Annotated in this window: 11 protein-coding genes; 6 read left to right on the top strand and 5 right to left on the bottom strand. The window is 73.1% G+C overall.

What is annotated here, in order from left to right; all coding sequences use genetic code 11:
* Positions 1 to 58: 58 nt before the first annotated feature.
* The 5 genes from FIV43_RS00900 (at position 59) to FIV43_RS00880 (ending at position 7419) form a co-directional block, all read left to right on the top strand.
* Positions 59 to 2650, top strand: coding sequence for a bifunctional FO biosynthesis protein CofGH (locus FIV43_RS00900; RefSeq protein WP_141012608.1), 2592 nt, complete (start codon positions 59 to 61; stop codon positions 2648 to 2650).
* Between the two features lie 259 nt (positions 2651 to 2909).
* Positions 2910 to 3995, top strand: a complete 1086-nt coding sequence (locus tag FIV43_RS00895) for a sugar ABC transporter substrate-binding protein (protein WP_196780931.1) — start codon at positions 2910 to 2912, stop codon at positions 3993 to 3995.
* Positions 3996 to 4125: 130 nt separating this feature from the next.
* Positions 4126 to 4899 carry an ATP-binding cassette domain-containing protein gene (locus tag FIV43_RS00890; protein ID WP_141012607.1) on the top strand — a complete coding sequence of 258 codons (774 nt, stop codon included), beginning with the start codon at positions 4126 to 4128 and terminating at the stop codon, positions 4897 to 4899.
* 35 nt (positions 4900 to 4934) lie between these two features.
* Positions 4935 to 6188 carry a sugar ABC transporter permease gene (locus FIV43_RS00885; protein WP_196780930.1) on the top strand — a complete coding sequence of 418 codons (1254 nt, stop codon included), beginning with the start codon at positions 4935 to 4937 and terminating at the stop codon, positions 6186 to 6188.
* A 10-nt stretch (positions 6189 to 6198) separates the two neighbouring features.
* Complete coding sequence (locus FIV43_RS00880; protein ID WP_141012605.1) at positions 6199 to 7419, top strand: ROK family transcriptional regulator; 1221 nt, start codon at positions 6199 to 6201, stop codon at positions 7417 to 7419.
* A 16-nt stretch (positions 7420 to 7435) separates the two neighbouring features.
* Here the strand turns inward: FIV43_RS00880 and xylA are convergent, their stop codons facing one another.
* A complete protein-coding gene (gene xylA / locus FIV43_RS23410) occupies positions 7436 to 9787 on the bottom strand; it encodes a xylose isomerase (RefSeq protein WP_331251064.1) in 2352 nt (783 codons plus the stop codon).
* Positions 9788 to 9889: 102 nt separating this feature from the next.
* Positions 9890 to 11275, bottom strand: coding sequence for a xylulokinase (gene xylB, locus FIV43_RS00865; RefSeq protein WP_141012603.1), 1386 nt, complete (start codon positions 11273 to 11275; stop codon positions 9890 to 9892).
* Positions 11276 to 11437: 162 nt separating this feature from the next.
* Between xylB and FIV43_RS20740 the strand changes: the two genes are divergently transcribed.
* Complete coding sequence (locus FIV43_RS20740) at positions 11438 to 11581, top strand: GPGG-motif small membrane protein (RefSeq protein ID WP_181407636.1); 144 nt, start codon at positions 11438 to 11440, stop codon at positions 11579 to 11581.
* 200 nt (positions 11582 to 11781) lie between these two features.
* Here FIV43_RS20740 and FIV43_RS00860 read toward each other — a convergent pair whose 3' ends face one another.
* From FIV43_RS00860 to FIV43_RS00850, 3 genes are all read right to left on the bottom strand, one after another.
* Positions 11782 to 12960 (bottom strand): FAD-dependent oxidoreductase, encoded by a 1179-nt coding sequence (locus FIV43_RS00860; protein ID WP_231123592.1) that lies wholly within the window; start codon positions 12958 to 12960, stop codon positions 11782 to 11784.
* Positions 12957 to 13883 (bottom strand): DUF1295 domain-containing protein, encoded by a 927-nt coding sequence (locus FIV43_RS00855; RefSeq protein WP_231123591.1) that lies wholly within the window; start codon positions 13881 to 13883, stop codon positions 12957 to 12959. Before FIV43_RS00855 ends, FIV43_RS00860 begins: the two co-directional genes overlap by 4 nt.
* Before the next feature lie 64 nt (positions 13884 to 13947).
* Positions 13948 to 16143, bottom strand: a complete 2196-nt coding sequence (locus FIV43_RS00850; protein WP_141012602.1) for a molybdopterin-dependent oxidoreductase — start codon at positions 16141 to 16143, stop codon at positions 13948 to 13950.
* Positions 16144 to 16148: the final 5 nt, after the last annotated feature.

The raw sequence follows: 16148 nt of genomic DNA, 5'->3' as shown, positions 1-16148 counted from the left end.
TCGCACGCACAGCGGACCGCCGCTCGGGGAGCGCGGGACGGGCGCTAGCCTGAGGAGGATGAACGACGCGCCCACGCCCCAGCAGATCCGGCGCGCGCTCGCGCGCGCCGAGCGCGGAGCGGCGCTCGACGTCGCCGAGGCCACCGTGCTGCTGGCCGCGACCGGCGAGGACCTGGACCGGCTCGCCGCCGCGGCCGGCAAGGTCCGCGACGCCGGACTGGCGGCTGCCGGGCGGCCCGCCACGGTGACGTACTCGCCGAAGGTCTTCATCCCGGTCACCAAGCTGTGCCGCGACCGCTGTCACTACTGCACGTTCGTGGAGACGCCCGGCCAGCTCGGCCGCAAGGGCGAGAGCCTGTTCCTCTCCCCCGACGAGATCGTCGAGATCGCCCGCCAGGGCGCCGAGCTCGGTTGCCTGGAGGCGCTGTTCACGCTCGGCGACCGGCCCGAGGACCGCTGGCCCGAGGCGAGTGCGTGGCTCGATGAGCGGGGCTACGACTCCACGCTCGCCTACATCCGGGCGATGGCGGTCCGGGTGCTGGAGGAGACCGGTCTGCTGCCGCACCTCAACCCCGGCGTGATGAGCTGGGAGGAGCTGAACCGGCTCAAGCCGGTCTCCCCCTCCATGGGGATGATGCTGGAGACCACCTCCCGCCGGCTCTACGAGACCAAGGGCGAGGCCCACTACGGCTCGCCGGACAAGGACCCTGCGGTCCGGCTCCGGGTGCTCGAGGACGCCGGACGCCACGGCATCCCCTTCACCACCGGCCTGCTGGTCGGGATCGGCGAGACGCTGGCCGAGCGGGCCGAGACCATCTTCGCGCTGCGTGCCACCTCCCGCGCCTACGGCGCGGTCCAGGAGGTGATCGTGCAGAACTTCCGCGCCAAGCCGGACACCGCGATGCGGCACACCGATGACCTGGGCCTGGAGGAGTACCGCGCGGCGATCGCCGTCACCCGCCTCGTGCTGGGGCCCAAGGCCCGGATCCAGGCACCGCCGAACCTGGTCGACTCCGACGAGGGATCGATCGAGTGCCGCCTGCTGCTCGAGGCCGGCGTCGACGACTGGGGCGGCGTCTCGCCGCTGACCCCGGACCACGTGAACCCCGAACGGCCGTGGCCCTCGCTGGACCGGCTCCGCGCGATCACCGCCGAGAGCGGCTTCGAACTGCGCGCCCGGCTCACCGTGCATCCCGAGTACGTCCGCGGCACGCTGGAGCGCGGCGAGGCCTGGATCGACCCCCGCGTGATCGGCCACGTCTCCGCGCTCGCCGGCCCTGACGGCCTCGCCCTCCCCGGTGTCCGCCCGGTCGGACTGCCCTGGCAGGAGCCCGACGGCGGTGTCGAGTCCGCCGGCCGCACCGACCTGCACGAGGCGGTCGACAGCGAGGGTCGCTCGGAGGACCGGCGCAGCGACTTCGGCTCGGTCTACGGCGACTGGGCCAGTGTCGAGGAGGCCGCGCGGCGTACCGGGACGATGGACCCCGCGGACCGGCCGTCGACCAAGGCTCCGGCGCTCCTGCACGCCGAGGGGCGCCAGGCGCTGGCCGCCGCCGAGGCGGCCGCGGCATCCGGCCGGGTCGACCTCTCCGACGAGCACGCCCTGACCCTGATGACCGCCGAGGGCGACCTGCTCCGCGCGGTCACCGGGCTCGCCGACGACCTGCGTCGCGCGACGGTCGGCGACGACGTCACCTATGTGGTCAACCGGAACATCAACTTCACCAACGTCTGCTACGTCGGCTGCCGGTTCTGCGCCTTCGCCCAGCGCCGCAGCGACGCCGACGCCTACTCGCTCTCCTACGACGAGGTCGCCGACCGCGCTCAGGAGGCGTGGGACCTGGGCGCCACCGAGGTCTGCATGCAGGGTGGCATCGACCCGCAGCTGCCGGCCAGCGCCTACTTCGACCTGGTCGCCGCAGTCAAGCAGCGGGTCCCGGACATGCACGTGCACGCCTTCTCCCCGATGGAGGTCGTCAACGGCACCGCCCGCACCGGTCTGTCCATCGAGGACTTCCTGATCAAGGCCCGCGAGGCCGGCCTCGGCTCGCTGCCCGGCACCGCGGCGGAGATCCTGGACGACGAGGTCCGCTGGGTGCTGACCAAGGGCAAGCTGCCCGCCTCGACCTGGATCGAGATCGTCTCCACCGCCCATCGCGTCGGGGTGCCGACCACCTCGACGATGATGTACGGCCACGTCGACAACCCCCGGCACTGGGTCGGCCACCTCAACGTGCTCAAGCGGGTCCACGACACCGCGCTGGAGAACGGCGCGCAGGGCTTCACCGAGTTCGTGCCGCTCCCCTTCGTGCACACCTCCGCGCCGATCTACCTCGCCGGCGTCGCCCGCCCCGGCCCGACCCTGCGGGACAACCTGGCCGTGCACGCGATGGCCCGCATTCTGCTCCACGGCCGGGTCCCCAACATCCAGACCTCCTGGGTCAAGCTCGGCGTCGACGGCACCCGGGCGATGCTCCGCTCCGGCGCCAACGACCTCGGCGGCACCCTGATGGAGGAGACCATCTCCCGGATGGCCGGCTCCGAGCACGGCTCGGCCAAGACGGTCGAGGAGCTGGTGGAGATCGGTGCCGGGATCGACCGGCCGGTGGTCGAACGCACCACCCTGTACGGCGTCCCGCCGGCCCGCTGAGCCTGGCCTGAGCCTGGCTGGGCCCGGACCGCACCGCCCGGCCGAACCCGAGGCCGACGCCGGCGGCCGGTCCCGATCGCGGGTCGGGGCGGGCCGCGACGTACCCGATTTCGGGGGATCCGGCCGATTGGCACGATCAATTCGGACCCGGGGTAGACGTGACGGCTGTCACCCAATATGTTGCTTCAAACAACATATGGCCCGTTGAGTAAGGTGCGCGACCCACGCGTGACCCGGGCCGATCGCAAGGAGGCGGTTGATGTTGAAGCGCAGAAATGCTGCTGTCGTGGCGGCGGGGCTCGGACTCGCTCTCTCCTTGACCGCGTGCGGCAGTGACGACAGTGACAGCGGGAGCAGCGGCTCCAGCGACTCCGAAGGCAAGATCGGCGTGATCCTCCCTGACACCGAGTCCTCGGTGCGCTGGGAGTCGGCCGACCGCCCGGCACTCGAGGCGGCCTTCGAGGAGGCCGGCGTCGACTACTCCATCGACAACGCCGAGGGCGACGCCGAGCGGATGACCCAGATCGCCGACTCGATGATCGGTGACGGCGTCACCGTGCTCGCGATCGTCAACCTCGACTCCGAGTCGGGCGCGGCGATCCAGGAGAAGGCGGCCGCAGCGGGTGTGGCCACCATCGACTACGACCGCCTGACCCTGGGCGGTTCCGCGGAGTACTACGTGTCGTTCGACAACACCGTCGTCGGCGAGCTGCAGGGCCAGGGCCTGGCCGACTGCCTGGGGGACAAGGCGGCCAACATCGTCTACCTGAACGGCTCCCCCACCGACAACAACGCGACCCTCTTCTCGGCCGGTGCGCACAGCGTCCTGGACGAGATGAGCAACTACAAGGTCGTCGGCGAGCAGGCCGTCCCGGACTGGGACAACGACGAGGCGGCGACCATCTTCCAGCAGCTGTACACCGCGGCTGACGGCAAGGTGGACGGCGTGCTGGCCGCGAACGACGGCCTCGGCGGCGCCGCGATCGGCATCCTCGAGGGCAACGGCCTGGCCGGCAAGGTCCCGGTCACCGGCCAGGACGCCACCGTCGAGGGTCTGCAGAACATCCTCGCCGGCACCCAGTGCATGACGGTCTACAAGTCCGCCACCCAGGAGGCCGGCGCGCTGGCCGAGGCCGCGATCGCGCTGGTCAACGGCGAGGACGCGGAGACCACCGGCACCGTGGAGGACAGCGAGGGTGGCCGCGACGTGCCGTCCATCCTGCTCGAGCCCCAATCGATCACCAAGGACAACGTCCAGGACGTGATCGACGACGGCGGTCAGACCATGGAGGACGTCTGCGCGGGCGAGTTCAAGAAGCTCTGCGCCGACGCCGGCATCTCCTGATCCACCGAACACCGCAGGAGGTCGCGCCACCCCGCGACCTCCTCGGGTGCCCGGGCCCGACCGGCCCGGGCACCCGACCCGCTCCACCCGACCCACTCGGGCGCGCTGCGCCCTGCCCCGGAGGCGAAAGATGACCGAACCGCTGCTCGAACTGCGCGGCGTGAACAAGAGCTTCGGTGTCGTGCACGTGCTGCACGATGTCGACTTCGCCGTCTACCCCGGCCAGGTGACCGCCCTGGTCGGTGACAACGGCGCCGGGAAGTCCACCCTGGTCAAGGTGATCGCCGGCATCTACGGCCGCGACAACGGCGACTTCCTCTTCGACGGCGCGCCGGTGAACGTGCACGGCCCCCGCGACGTCGCCGGCCTCGGCGTCGAGGTCGTCTACCAGGACCTCGCGCTCTGCGACAACCTCGACATCGTCCAGAACATGTTCCTCGGCCGCGAGCTGCGCCACGGACCGGTGCTCGACGAGATCACCATGGAGACCCAGGCCCGGGAGACGCTGACCTCGCTGTCCGTGCGGACCGTGAAGTCCGTGCGCCAGCCCGTCGCCAGCCTCTCCGGCGGCCAGCGCCAGACGGTGGCCATCGCCAAGGCCGTGCTGTGGAACTCCAAGGTCGTGCTGCTCGACGAGCCGACCGCCGCGCTCGGCGTCGCCCAGACCCGCCAGGTCCTCGACCTGGTACGCCGCCTCGCCGACCGCGGCCTCGGCGTCGTCCTCATCTCGCACAACATGAACGACGTGTTCGAGGTGGCCGACCGGATCACCGCGCTCTACCTCGGCCGGGTCGCCGCGGACGTCCACGTCGAGGACGTCAGCCACAACCAGGTGGTCGAGCTGATCACCGCCGGACGCTCCGGCGACCTCGGCCTCCAGAACACCGCGTCGGCGACCATCTGAACGGGACACGATCCATGACTGTTGAATCAGACTCCATGCCCACCCTGGCCGACGGCGAGTTCCACGGCGACAGCCAGCAGAGCGCCACCCTCGGCGACGCGGTCTCGGCGTACCTGAACCGCCTGCGCGGCGGCGACATGGGCTCGCTGCCCGCCATCCTCGGCCTGATCTTCCTCTTCGTCGTCTTCTCCTCGCTGCACGACAACTTCCTGACCACCTACAACATGGCCAACCTGGTCATCCAGGCCGGCTCGATCTGCGTCCTGGCGATGGGCCTGATCTTCGTGCTGCTGCTGGGCGAGATCGACCTCTCCGCCGGTGTCGCCGGCGGCGCCTCCGCCACGATCATCGCGCTGATGCTGATCGACTACGACTGGACCTGGTGGCTGGCGACCCTCGCCGGCATCGCCACCGGCGCCGTGATCGGGTTGGTGATCGGCCTGCTGGTCTCCTTCCTGGGCATCCCGTCCTTCGTGGTCACCCTCGCGTTCTTCCTCGCCCTGCAGGCGGTGCCGCTGAAGCTGATCGGCTCCGGCGGATCGCTGCGGTTCAACGACGAGGTGCTGCGCGGGCTGTCGATCAAGAACGTCCCGGTGACAGCGGGCTGGATCGCGGCGATCGCGATCGTGCTCGGGTTCGCCGTGCTCAGCCTGTGGCGCCACCGCAGCCAGGTCAGCAAGGGCCTGGTGCACCAGCCGCTGTCGCTGCTGGTGATCAAGATCGCCGCGATGGCCGTGGTGATCCTCGGCCTCACCGCGCTGCTCAGCCAGAACCGCGCCCCCAACCCCGAGATCTTCACGATCGAGGGCATCCCGTGGGTGGCACCCGTGGTGATCGTGCTGCTGCTGTGGTGGACGTTCGTGCTCAACCGGACCCGCTTCGGTCGCCACCTCTACGCCGTCGGCGGCAACGCCGAGGCCGCCCGACGGGCCGGCATCAACGTCACCGGGATGAAGGTCACCGCGTTCGTGATCTGCTCCAGCATGGCGGCGATCAGCGGACTGCTGGCGGCCTCCTACACCGGCAAGGTCTCCCCCGGCTCCGGTGGCGGCAACGAGCTGCTCTACGCGGTCGGCGCCGCCGTCATCGGCGGCACCAGCCTCTTCGGCGGTCGCGGCCGGGCCATCAACGGCGTGATCGGCGGACTGGTCATCGCGACCATCCCGAACGGGCTCGGACTGCTCAACCAGGCCAGCTACATCAACTTCCTGGTCACCGGTGGCGTGCTCCTGCTCGCCGCCAGCGTGGACGCGATCTCCCGACGCCGGCGCTCCAGCTCCGGCGTGTGACGCCACGCCCATGACGAGCCCACGGCGCGGCGCCGGCACCAACCAGGAGGGGGTGCGCCGCCACAATCTCGGGACGCTGCTGCGGCACGTCCACCGGACCGGGGAGATCTCGCGGGCCGAGCTGACCACGCTGATGGGGCTCAACCGCAGCACCATCGGAGCGCTGGCCAGCGAGCTGGAGAGCCTGGGGTTGATCGAGCAGGGCGCCGCGACCGGCGAGCGTCGTACGGCAGGGAGGCCGTCGGCCGCGGTGCACGCGTCCGACGGCCCCTACGTGATCGCCGTCGACCTGGGCGTGGACCGGGCGGTGGTGGCCCGGGTGGGCCTGGGCGACCAGGTCTTCGAGCGGGCCGAGGCCACCATCGAGCCGCAGGCGGAGGCGTGGCAGGTGGGCGCGGCCGTCGCCCGCCTGGTCCGCCACGTCGCGGGCCTGGCGCCGGACAACGCCTCGCTGCTCGGCATCGGCGTCGCCGTCCCCGGTCTGGTACGACGCAGCGACGGCCTGATCCGCCAGGCACCCAACCTCGGCTGGACCGACGTCTCGTTCGCCTCGATCCTGCTCGCGGCCCTCGGCCTCGACGTCCCCGTGACGCTGGGCAACGACGCCGACCTCGGCGCGCTGGCCGAGCACCGCCGGGGGGTCGGCGAGGGCGTCGACGACATCATCTACATCTCCGGCAACGTCGGCGTCGGTGCCGGGGTGATCACCGGCGGTGCCCGGATCCTCGGCGCCGGTGGCTACGCCGGCGAGATCGGCCACCTCAGCTTCGACCCCAACGGTGCCGCCTGCCACTGCGGCAGCCGCGGGTGCTGGGAGACGGTGGTCGGAGCGCCGGCGATCGCCAAGGCGATCGGCCTCGCCACGGACCAGGCGGTCCGGCTGGGCGAGGAGCTCGACGGCTACACGACCCCGCCCCGCGCGCTGCGACCGATCGCCACCAACCTGGGCCGCGGCCTGTCCGCGGTGGTCAACGCGTTCAACCCCACGGTGGTGATCCTGGGCGGCTACTTCCAGCCGCTGCACCGCCTGCTGCGCGCCGAGATCGCGGCCGGCCTGAGCGAGCGGGCGATGGCACCCGCGCTGGAGTCGCTGCGGCTGGCCGAGCCCGGCCTGGGCACCGACTCGGTGCTGCTGGGCGCGGCGGAGGTGGCCCTCGACCCGTTGCTCACCGACCCGGTGGCGAGCCTGGCCACGGCGATCAAGGACGCCCCGACGCGGATGGTCGGCTGAGCCCCCGCCCGACCGGTCAGGCGGGGGACGCCGGCTCCGCCAGGTCGATCTCGGTGCTGCCGTCGAGCACGTCGGCCACCGCCCTCTCGGCCGCACCGAGCGCGGCCGCCTCCGGCCCGAGCTCCCCCACGCGGAGCTCGGGAACGGGTTGGGCGGGCGAGGCGACCGTCGCGGCGAGGGCCGCCCGTGCCGGGTCGAGCACCAGCACCCCCAGCGGCTGGAAGTAGCCGCCCAACACCACCAGACCCGGGTCGAGCACCCCGCAGACCACACCGAGGCCGTGCCCCAGCCAGCGGCCGAGGTCGGCGATCCCGGCCCGCGCGGCGGCGTCGGTGCGCGCCCGGTCGGCGACGGCGGCGGCGGTGCCGGCGGCGGTGCCGGTGCGGGGCAGGCCGACCCGCTCGAGCAGGGCGTGCAGGCCCACCGACGCCTCCCAGCAGCCGTGCCGACCGCAGCCGCAGCGGGCCTCGGAGGCGCCCAGCGGCAGGTGTCCCACCTCACCGGCGAACCCGGAGGCGCCGCGCATCAGCCGGGCGTCGGCCACCACGCCGGCACCGATGCCGACGTCGCCGGTCAGGTAGAGCAGGTGCCGGCTGCCTCGTCCGGCGCCGTGGTGCAGCTCGGCCAGGGCCCCGCAGTCCGCGTCGTTGCTGATCCGCACCCGCCGCCGCCAGCCGAACACCGCGTCGACCTGCTCGGCGAGGCTCGCCTCGGCCAGCGGCAGGTTCGGGGTCCAGGCGACGGTCCGCTCGTCGGCCTCGATCAGTCCGGGCACGGCGACGGTGGCGCCGACGGCGCGCAGGCCGTGCTCGGCGAGCAGCCCGGCCACCTCCTCGGCCACCTGCACCAGCAGCCGGGAAGCCTCCTCCGGGCGGGGCACCGCGCGGGTGCGCCGCAACCGGACGCCGCCGCCGAGGTCGACCGCGACCGCGGCGACGTGCTCCACGTTGATCTCGAGGCCGATCCCGACCGGCCGGGAGCCGGCCAGGGTGACCCGGGAGGCGGGTCGGCCCCGGTCGCCGCTGCGCACCTGCTCGTGCAGGCGCACCACCTCGCCCTCCTCCAGCGCGCCGACGATGGTGCCGACCGTCGCCTTGGCCAGCCCGGTGCGGGCAGCGAGCTCGACCCGGCTCGCCGGGCCGGCCTCGCGCAACGAGCGGAGCACGGTGGCGGTGTTGCGCCGTCGTACCTGCTCGGCGCCGGCGGGCCCGGCGAAGGGGTCGGTCACTGCTCTGTCCCGGTCAGGACGCGGGTCAGCGCACGCCGTAGAGGTGCTCCAGCGCGAGCTGGTCGAGCGCCTCGAACGCGCCGCCGCGCTCGGCCAGCGCCTCGGGGTCCTCCGGGGCCGCGTCGAGCAGCTGTCGCCACCCCTCCCCCTCGGCCAGGGTGGGCACGGCGAGCTCGGGACCTTGGCGGCCTCGAGCGCGGCCTGGACCTCGGGGTCGGCACGGAAGGCCTTCGCCTTCTCCCGCAGGATCAGGTAGTTGTCGATGCAGGCCTTGGCCGAGGCCCACACGCCGTCCTCGCCCTCGGTCCGGGCGGGCTTGAAGTCGAAGTGCACCGGTCCGTCGTAGCCGCCGGCCAGCAGGGTGTCGACCACCCAGAACGCGCCCCGCACGTTGCCGGCGCCGAACCGCAGGTCCTGGTCGTACCGAGGGCCGTTCTGGCCGTTGAGGTCGATGTGGAAGAGCTTGCCCTGCCACAGCGCCTGGGCGTAGCCGGCGGCGGCGTTCACCCCCGCCATCTCCTCGTGGCCGATCTCCGGGTTGACGCCGACCAGCTCCGGACGGTCGAGGGTCTCGATGAACGCCAGCGCGTGCCCGATGGTCGGCAGCAGGATGTCGCCGCGGGGCTCGTTCGGCTTGGGCTCGATCGCGAAGCGCATGTCGTAGCCGGCCTCGGTGACGTACTCACCGAGCAGGTTGAAGGCCTCCTGGTAGCGGTCCAGGGCCTCGGCGGTGCCCTGGGAGGCGCCGTACTCCGCGCCCTCGCGGCCGCCCCAGCAGACGTAGACCTTCGCGCCGAGCTCGGCGGCGAGGTCGATGTTGCGGATCACCTTGCGCAGCGCGAAGCGGCGGATCTCACGGTCGTTGTTGGTGAGCGCGCCGGACTTGAAGACCGGGTGGGTGAAGAGGTTGGTGGTCGCCGTGGTGACCACCAGGCCGGTCTCGGCCAGCCCCTTCTTGAACCGCTCGACGATCCCGTCGCGGGTCGCGTCGTCGCTGCCGAACGGGATCAGGTCGTCGTCGTGGAAGTTGACGCCGTAGGAGCCGATCTCGGCGAGCTTGGTGAGCGCGTGGACCGGGTCCATCGCGGGCCGGGTGGCCTCGCCGAACGGGTCGCGCCCCTGCCAGCCGACGGTCCACAGACCGAAGGAGAACTTGTCGGCGGGGTGGGGGTGGGGATCTGGAGCGTCATCGGTGGCCTCCGTGGGGTGTGGGTCGGGAACTCGGGTGGTGGGTGGACGTGGTCAGGGCAGCGCAGGGGCGGCGTCGCGCAGCGCCGCATACGCCTCGCGTACGTCGGGCGTGGGATCGGCCTCCAGCACGGTGCAGTCGGCAGCGGGCCACTCCGGCGCGGCCGGTCCCCCGGTCAGGGTCCAGGCCGCCTGGCGGGCGGCGCCGAGGGCGACGTACTGCCCCTCGGGCGGGAGCAGGACCGGGCGGCCGAGGACGGCCGGTGCCAGCGCCCGGACCGCCGGGCTGCGGGTCGCTCCGCCGACCATCAGGATCCGGCGTGGCTCCTCGCCGGAGTGGGCGACCACCGCGTCGACGGCGTCGGCCAGGGAGCAGAGCAGCGCCTCGACGGCGGCGCGGGCGAGGTCGGCCCGGGTGGTGGCGGCGGTGAGTCCGGTCCACACGCCGTGCGCGTCGGGGCGGTTCGGGGTCCGCTCGCCGCCGTAGTAGGGCGAGAGCACGAGGCCACCCGCGCCGGTGGGCGCCGCCAGGGCGAGGCGGCTCAGCTCGGCGTGGTCCACGCCGAGCAGCCGGGCCTGGAGGTCGAGGATGCCGGCGGCGTTGATGGTGGTCGCCATCGGCAGGTAGCGCCCGGTGGCGTCGGCGAACCCGGTCACGGTGCCGGTGCCGTCGGCGACCGGCGTGCTGCTGACCGTCGAGGCGACCCCCGAGGTCCCGATCGAGATCAGCACGTCGCCGGGTGCGAGCGCCATGCCGAGCGCGGCGGCCATGTTGTCGCCGGTCCCGGCGCCGACCGGTGCGCCGGCGGCGGTGACCGCGGCGGTCGCGCCGGGGGCGACGACGCGGGGCAGCCGCGGCTCGTGGCCCAGCGCCGCCGCGGCCAGGTCGTGGCGCCAGGCGCCGGTCCGGGCGTCGAAGTATCCGGTGCCCGAGGCGTCGCCGCGATCGGTGAAGGCCTCGGCGCCGGCCTCGGCGGCGTGCAGCGAGACGTAGTCGTGGGGCAGCAGGACGCTGGCCACCCGGGCCGCGTTCTCCGGCTCGTGGTCGCGCAGCCAGCGCAGCTTGGTGGCGGTGAAGGAGGCGACCAGGACGCTGCCGACCGCTTCGGCGCAGGCCTGCGGCCCGCCCATCTCGGCGATCAGCTGCTCGGCGGCGGCGGCGCTGCGCACGTCGTTCCACAGCAGCGCGTCCCGGACCGGCTGGCCGGCGTCGTCCAGGGCGACCATCCCGTGCTGCTGACCGCCGACGGCGAGGGCGTCGGCACGTGCGAGGAGCCCGCCGGCGGCCTCGTCGAAGGCGCCGAGCCAGGCCCGGGGGTCGACCGAGGTGCCGGCGGGGTGCGCGGCCGTGCGCTGGTCCACGACGGTGCCGTCCTCGGCGTCGACGAGGACCGCCTTCGTGGACTGCGTCGAGGAGTCCACACCCAGCACCAAGGTCATGGACCCTATTTAATACGACTCTTGAACTAAGTCAAGGGAGGACCGAGGACCACCGACACGCCCCGTAAAACTCATACCGGTGCAGCGATCGGGCACGGAGGCGCAGTAACGTCGAAAGGTCCGGAGCACCCGTCTCCGGTCATCACTTGAGGGAGGACCCCCATGAGCTTCATCCTGTGGCTGATCGCCGTCGTACTCGTCGTACTCGGCATCGTCCGTCTTGTCCGAGGCGACATCCTGTGGGGCGTCGTGCTGATCGTCGTCGGCCTGCTCGTCGGTCCGGGTGGCGTCAGCCTGTTCACCTGAGGCTCACGATGAACGGGGGTGCCGGCCGATGGCCGGCACCCCCGTTCGTGCGTTCGCCCTCCTCCGGCGGCCGGGCGCCACACACCGAGCGCGGTGCGCGACGGCACAACTCGACGGGGCCGGAGGCACAAAGTCGACGGGGCCGGAGGCACAAAGTCGACGGGGCCGGAGGCACAAGTCGACGGGGCTGGAGGCACAAGTCAACGGGTGAGCGGAGCCTTGGCACGCCGCGGACGGATCCCGCCGTAGATCCCGCGACGCACCACGACGGGCTTGAGCAGGCGATCCACCGACCACCGCGGCACCCGGAAGGAGCGCCCGTCGGGCGCGTAGATCCGCAGCCCGTCGTCCTGGAAGCCCAGCACGGAGCCCCAGCGCCGGCGCGGCGCGGTGAAGGAGTCCAGGTCGCCCGGGCCGCCGCCGGCCCCCGCTCCCCCCGCGCCGGTCCCGGCGTCGAGCACCGCGCGCACGTTGCGGGCCAACAGCCGGTCCGCCCGGTTGCGTGCCGAGGAGCGCAACGGGTCGGTCGCCGCGACGTCGCCCACCGCGAACACCCGGCCGTCCAGCGCCGTCTGCAGGGTGGGGCGGACCCGGACGAATCCGTGCTCGTCGAGGAGCTCGGCGGGGAGCCAGTCGGTGTGCGGACGGACCCGACCGACCGTCCACAGCACGGCGTCGGCCTCGGTCGGCGCCTGGCCGGTGGACCACGCCACCGGGCCGGCACCGATCCCGGTGGCGGCCTCGTCGGGCACCACCGCGCGATGCCCCGGGTGCAGGCCCACGCCGACCGCACGGAGTCTGCCCGCCAGGTCGCGCCACACCCGACGATGGTGCTGCGGCAGCGCAGCCTCCCCCGGGAAGTACAGGTCGACCGTCGCGTCGGGCCACCGCACGGCCGCGTTGTAGGCGCTGCTGACGCCCGCGGCACCCGCGCCGACCACCACGATCGACGCGGCGCGGGCCAAGGTCACGTGAGCGTCGCGGAGCCGCTCCGCGACCCCCGAGGCGTCCTCGATGCCGGCGTCGCGCCAGAAGCCGTTGCTCACGCCGGTGCTGATCACCAGGGCGTCGTACCGCTCGTCGGTCCGGGTGCCGTCCGCCGCCTCCACCGTGACCGACCGGGCCTCCCGGTCCAGGTGCACCGCGCGACCGGTCCGCACCTCGACCCGGTCCAGCCCGCGGAGGCGGTCGAAGCCGATCCAGTAGTCCTCGGACCACTGCTCCGGGCGGGCGAGCCGCAACCCCAGCTCCTGCCCGCTGACCAGCCCGGGCTTGGTCGCGATGCCCACCACGTCCGCGTGCCGGGCCAGGTGCATCGCGGTGAGCACCCCGGTGTCCCCGAGGCCGGCGACGACCACCCGCAGTCGCGCCACGCTCACCGGCGCTCCGCCGCGCGCCGGCGGGGCGGGCGCGGCAGCAGCATCGGCACCCGAGCGACCACGTCGGCGTACGACGGGCGCCGCGCCACGCTGCGCTGCTCCATCATCGGGATGCTGGCCCCCAGGAACAGCGCCACCATCGCGGCGGCGCCGACCAGCAGCCACCACCAGTCACCGGGCGACGCGGCGATCCCGAAGAGGGCGAGCGCCAGCCAGAAGCCGATCTCGCCGAGGTAGTTCGGGTGCCGGGACCAGCCCCACAGCCCGCGGTCCATCACCTCGCCCGGCGCCGCCGACCGGGTGAAGCGGCGCATCTGCTCGTCGGCGGTGTACTCCAGCGCGACCGCCGCGACCCCGACCGCCACCGCGACGACGTCGAGCCACCCGAACGGACGGCCGGGAAGAGCGACCGCGACGTAGACCGGGACCAGGCCCAGGAAGACCTGCAGCGTGGGGACGACGTGGATCGCCATCAGGTCCACCACGAGCTCGGCCCGGCCGGCCCGCTCACGCAACATCGGGTAGCGCCAGTCCTCGTGCTGCATCCCCGGCCAGGACCGGGCCCAGTTCCAGGTCAGCCGCAGCGCCCAGAGCCCGACCACCGCGAGCACGGCGGCCACACGCGACGGCTCGGCCTCGCCCGCCGCCGCGATCGCCCAGTAGGCCGCGAGGTAGGGCGGGAGCACGCTCCAGTAGGCGTCATAGCAGCTGGAGTTGCGATGCAGCCGGCTGGCCGCGAAGACCACCACAGTGGCGATCAGGTCGGCGATCAGCCCGTCGAGCCAGAGCCAGGCGGTGTCCGGTCCGAGCACCAGCCACACCGTGGCGGCGCCGAACGCCAGCAGGTACACCGCACCGATCCGCGCGAAGGACTCGGCCCGGCCGATCGATCGGCCCCGCACTGCGCCGTCCCCTGTCCGCACGGGCGCCTCCTCATCGTCGAGTGAGCGGGACGCTACCGGCGAACGAGGAAAAGTGGAACAGGTTCTAGAGATGTCGGGTCGACGTGCTCTCGGCAGCACCGACCAGCGCGGCCTCGCGTGCCCCGCGCACCGTGACCGGGATGCCGTTGATCACCGCCGTGCCGGTGGGCCCGTCGGTCTCGCCCACGTCGCCGAGCAGGTTCGAGTTCACCCCCGGGCGGGCGCGGGCGACGTCGCCGCCCACCTCGGTGTGCCCCCACCCGTGCGGCAGGGTGACCACCCCGGGCCGCACCGCGTCGTCGATCTCGACCTCGACCACCAAGGAGCCCGACGCACTGGAGACCTCCGCCTCCGCCCCGGACTCCAGCCCGAGCCGCTCGGCGTCGCCCGGGTGCACCTGCAGCGTGCAGCGGTTGCTGCCCGAGTTGAGAGCCGGCAGGTTGTGCATCCAGGAGTTGTTGGAGCGCAGGTGGCGCCGTCCGATCAGCACCAGCCCGTCCGCCACCGGCGCCGCGGCGGCCGCCTCCAGCGGTGGCAGGTCCGCGAGGATCGCCGCCGGGGCCAGGTCGATCAGACCGCTCTCGGTCGCCAGCACGTCCGGCAGCCGCGGCTGCAGCGGACCCAGGTCCACGCCGTGCGGGGCGGCCGCGACGTCGGCGAAGGTCAGGTCGTAGGGACCGGCGCGGAAGAGGATGTCCAGCAGCCGCTCCGGCCCGGTCAGTCCCGGCGCCGGCTCCGCCCCGTTGAGCTGCTCGACGGTCGCCGCCAGGGCGTCGTCCAGGCGCTCCACCGGTACGTCGGCCCCCAGCCCGCCCGCGATCCCGGCCAGCCTGGTCAGGGTCTCCCACTCCTGCGGCAGCGACGCGGGCAGCACCGGCTCCGACCAGCGGGCGATGTTGCGCACCGAGTACTGCAGGAGCAGCAGGTCGTAGTGCGGCCGCTCCAGCGGCGACGGTCCGGGCAGGATCACGTCGGCGTGCCGGGTGGTCTCGTTGAGGTAGACGTCGACGCTGACCATCAGGTCCAGCCCTGCCAGCGCCTCGTCGAGGTGGCGGGAGCCCGGGACGCTCGCCACCGGGTTGCCGCAGAGCGTGACCAGCGCACGGACCTGGCCCTCGCCCGGCGTGCTGATCTCCTCGGCGAGCACGACGGCGGGCAGCTCCCCCATCACCTCGGGACGGCCGGAGACCCGGCTGTGCCAGCGACCGTGGCGGAACGGACGTCGCGGTCCGGATCGGGTGTTGGGCTGGCCGGCAGCGGCCTTCGGGAACATCACGCCGCCGGGACGGTCCAGGTTGCCGGCCAGCACGTTGAGCACGTCGATCAGCCAGCTGCACACGCTGCCGAACCGCTGCGTGGTGGTGCCCAGTCGGCCGTACACGGCCGACCGCTCGGTGGTGGCCACCTCGCGGGCCAGACGCCGGATGGTGGCGGCGTCCACGCCGGTCCGCTCCGCGACCCGTTCGGCCGGGTGGCCGGCCGCGATGCGTCGTACCTCCTCGAGGCCGTCGACCAGGCCGGTCGCGGCGCCGAGGTCGACCAGGTCCTCGGTGAAGAGCGTGTCGATCATCGCCAGCAGCAGGAACGCGTCGGTCCCCGGCCGGATCGCAACGTGCTCGTCGGCCTCCGCCGCGGTCCGGGTCCGGACCGGGTCGACCACGGTCACCCGACCGCGTCGGGCGATCGCCCGGATCCGGCCGCGCATGTCGGGCGCGGTCATCATCGAGCCGTTGGAGACCAACGGGTTGCCGCCGAGGACCAGCAGGTGGTCGGTGCGCTCGAGGTCCGGCACCGGGATCGTGGCCGGGTCGCCGAAGAGGTAGCCGGCCGAGAACATCCGCGGGATCTGGTCCACGGTGCCGGCACTGAACACGTTCTGGGTGCCGAACGCCTTGATCAACGGACGCAGGTAGAGCGCCCCGGCCAGGCTGTGGGCGGTCGGATTGCCGAAGTAGAGCGCCACCGCGTTGCGCCCGTAGCGCTCCTGCAGCGGCCCCAGCCGCTCGTCGATGAAGGCGAACGCCTCGTCCCAGGTCGCCTCGACCAGCGCGCCGTCGCGGCGTACCAGCGGGGTGCGAATCCGGTCCGGGTCCTCGTGCAGCTCCCCGATCGCGGCGCCCTTGGGACACAGGTAGCCCTTGCTGAACACGTCCTCGGCGTCGCCCCGGACGCGGATCCGGTCGGCGTCGACGGTGACGGACAACCCGCAGGTCGCCTCGCACAGCGGGCAGGTGACGGGATGCGGGCCGCGGTCAGCCATGGTCA

Source organism: Nocardioides sambongensis (assembly GCF_006494815.1).
Classification (GTDB): domain Bacteria; phylum Actinomycetota; class Actinomycetes; order Propionibacteriales; family Nocardioidaceae; genus Nocardioides; species Nocardioides sambongensis.
Note: the sequence above shows the minus strand (reverse complement) of the source record. Positions and strands in the feature narration are given on the sequence as shown.

What these genes read in the sequence shown, in the direction of transcription:
- FIV43_RS00885 (WP_196780930.1), top strand. Translation starts at nt 4,935, where the DNA reads ATGCCCACCCTGGCCGACGGCGAGTTCCACGGCGACAGCCAGCAGAGC.
- FIV43_RS00880 (WP_141012605.1), top strand. Translation starts at nt 6,199, where the DNA reads ATGACGAGCCCACGGCGCGGCGCCGGCACCAACCAGGAGGGGGTGCGC.
- FIV43_RS00890 (WP_141012607.1), top strand. Translation starts at nt 4,126, where the DNA reads ATGACCGAACCGCTGCTCGAACTGCGCGGCGTGAACAAGAGCTTCGGT.
- FIV43_RS20740 (WP_181407636.1), top strand. Translation starts at nt 11,438, where the DNA reads ATGAGCTTCATCCTGTGGCTGATCGCCGTCGTACTCGTCGTACTCGGC.
- FIV43_RS00895 (WP_196780931.1), top strand. Translation starts at nt 2,910, where the DNA reads ATGTTGAAGCGCAGAAATGCTGCTGTCGTGGCGGCGGGGCTCGGACTC.
- FIV43_RS00850 (WP_141012602.1), bottom strand. Translation starts at nt 16,143, where the DNA reads ATGGCTGACCGCGGCCCGCATCCCGTCACCTGCCCGCTGTGCGAGGCG.
- FIV43_RS00900 (WP_141012608.1), top strand. Translation starts at nt 59, where the DNA reads ATGAACGACGCGCCCACGCCCCAGCAGATCCGGCGCGCGCTCGCGCGC.
- xylB (WP_141012603.1), bottom strand. Translation starts at nt 11,275, where the DNA reads ATGACCTTGGTGCTGGGTGTGGACTCCTCGACGCAGTCCACGAAGGCG.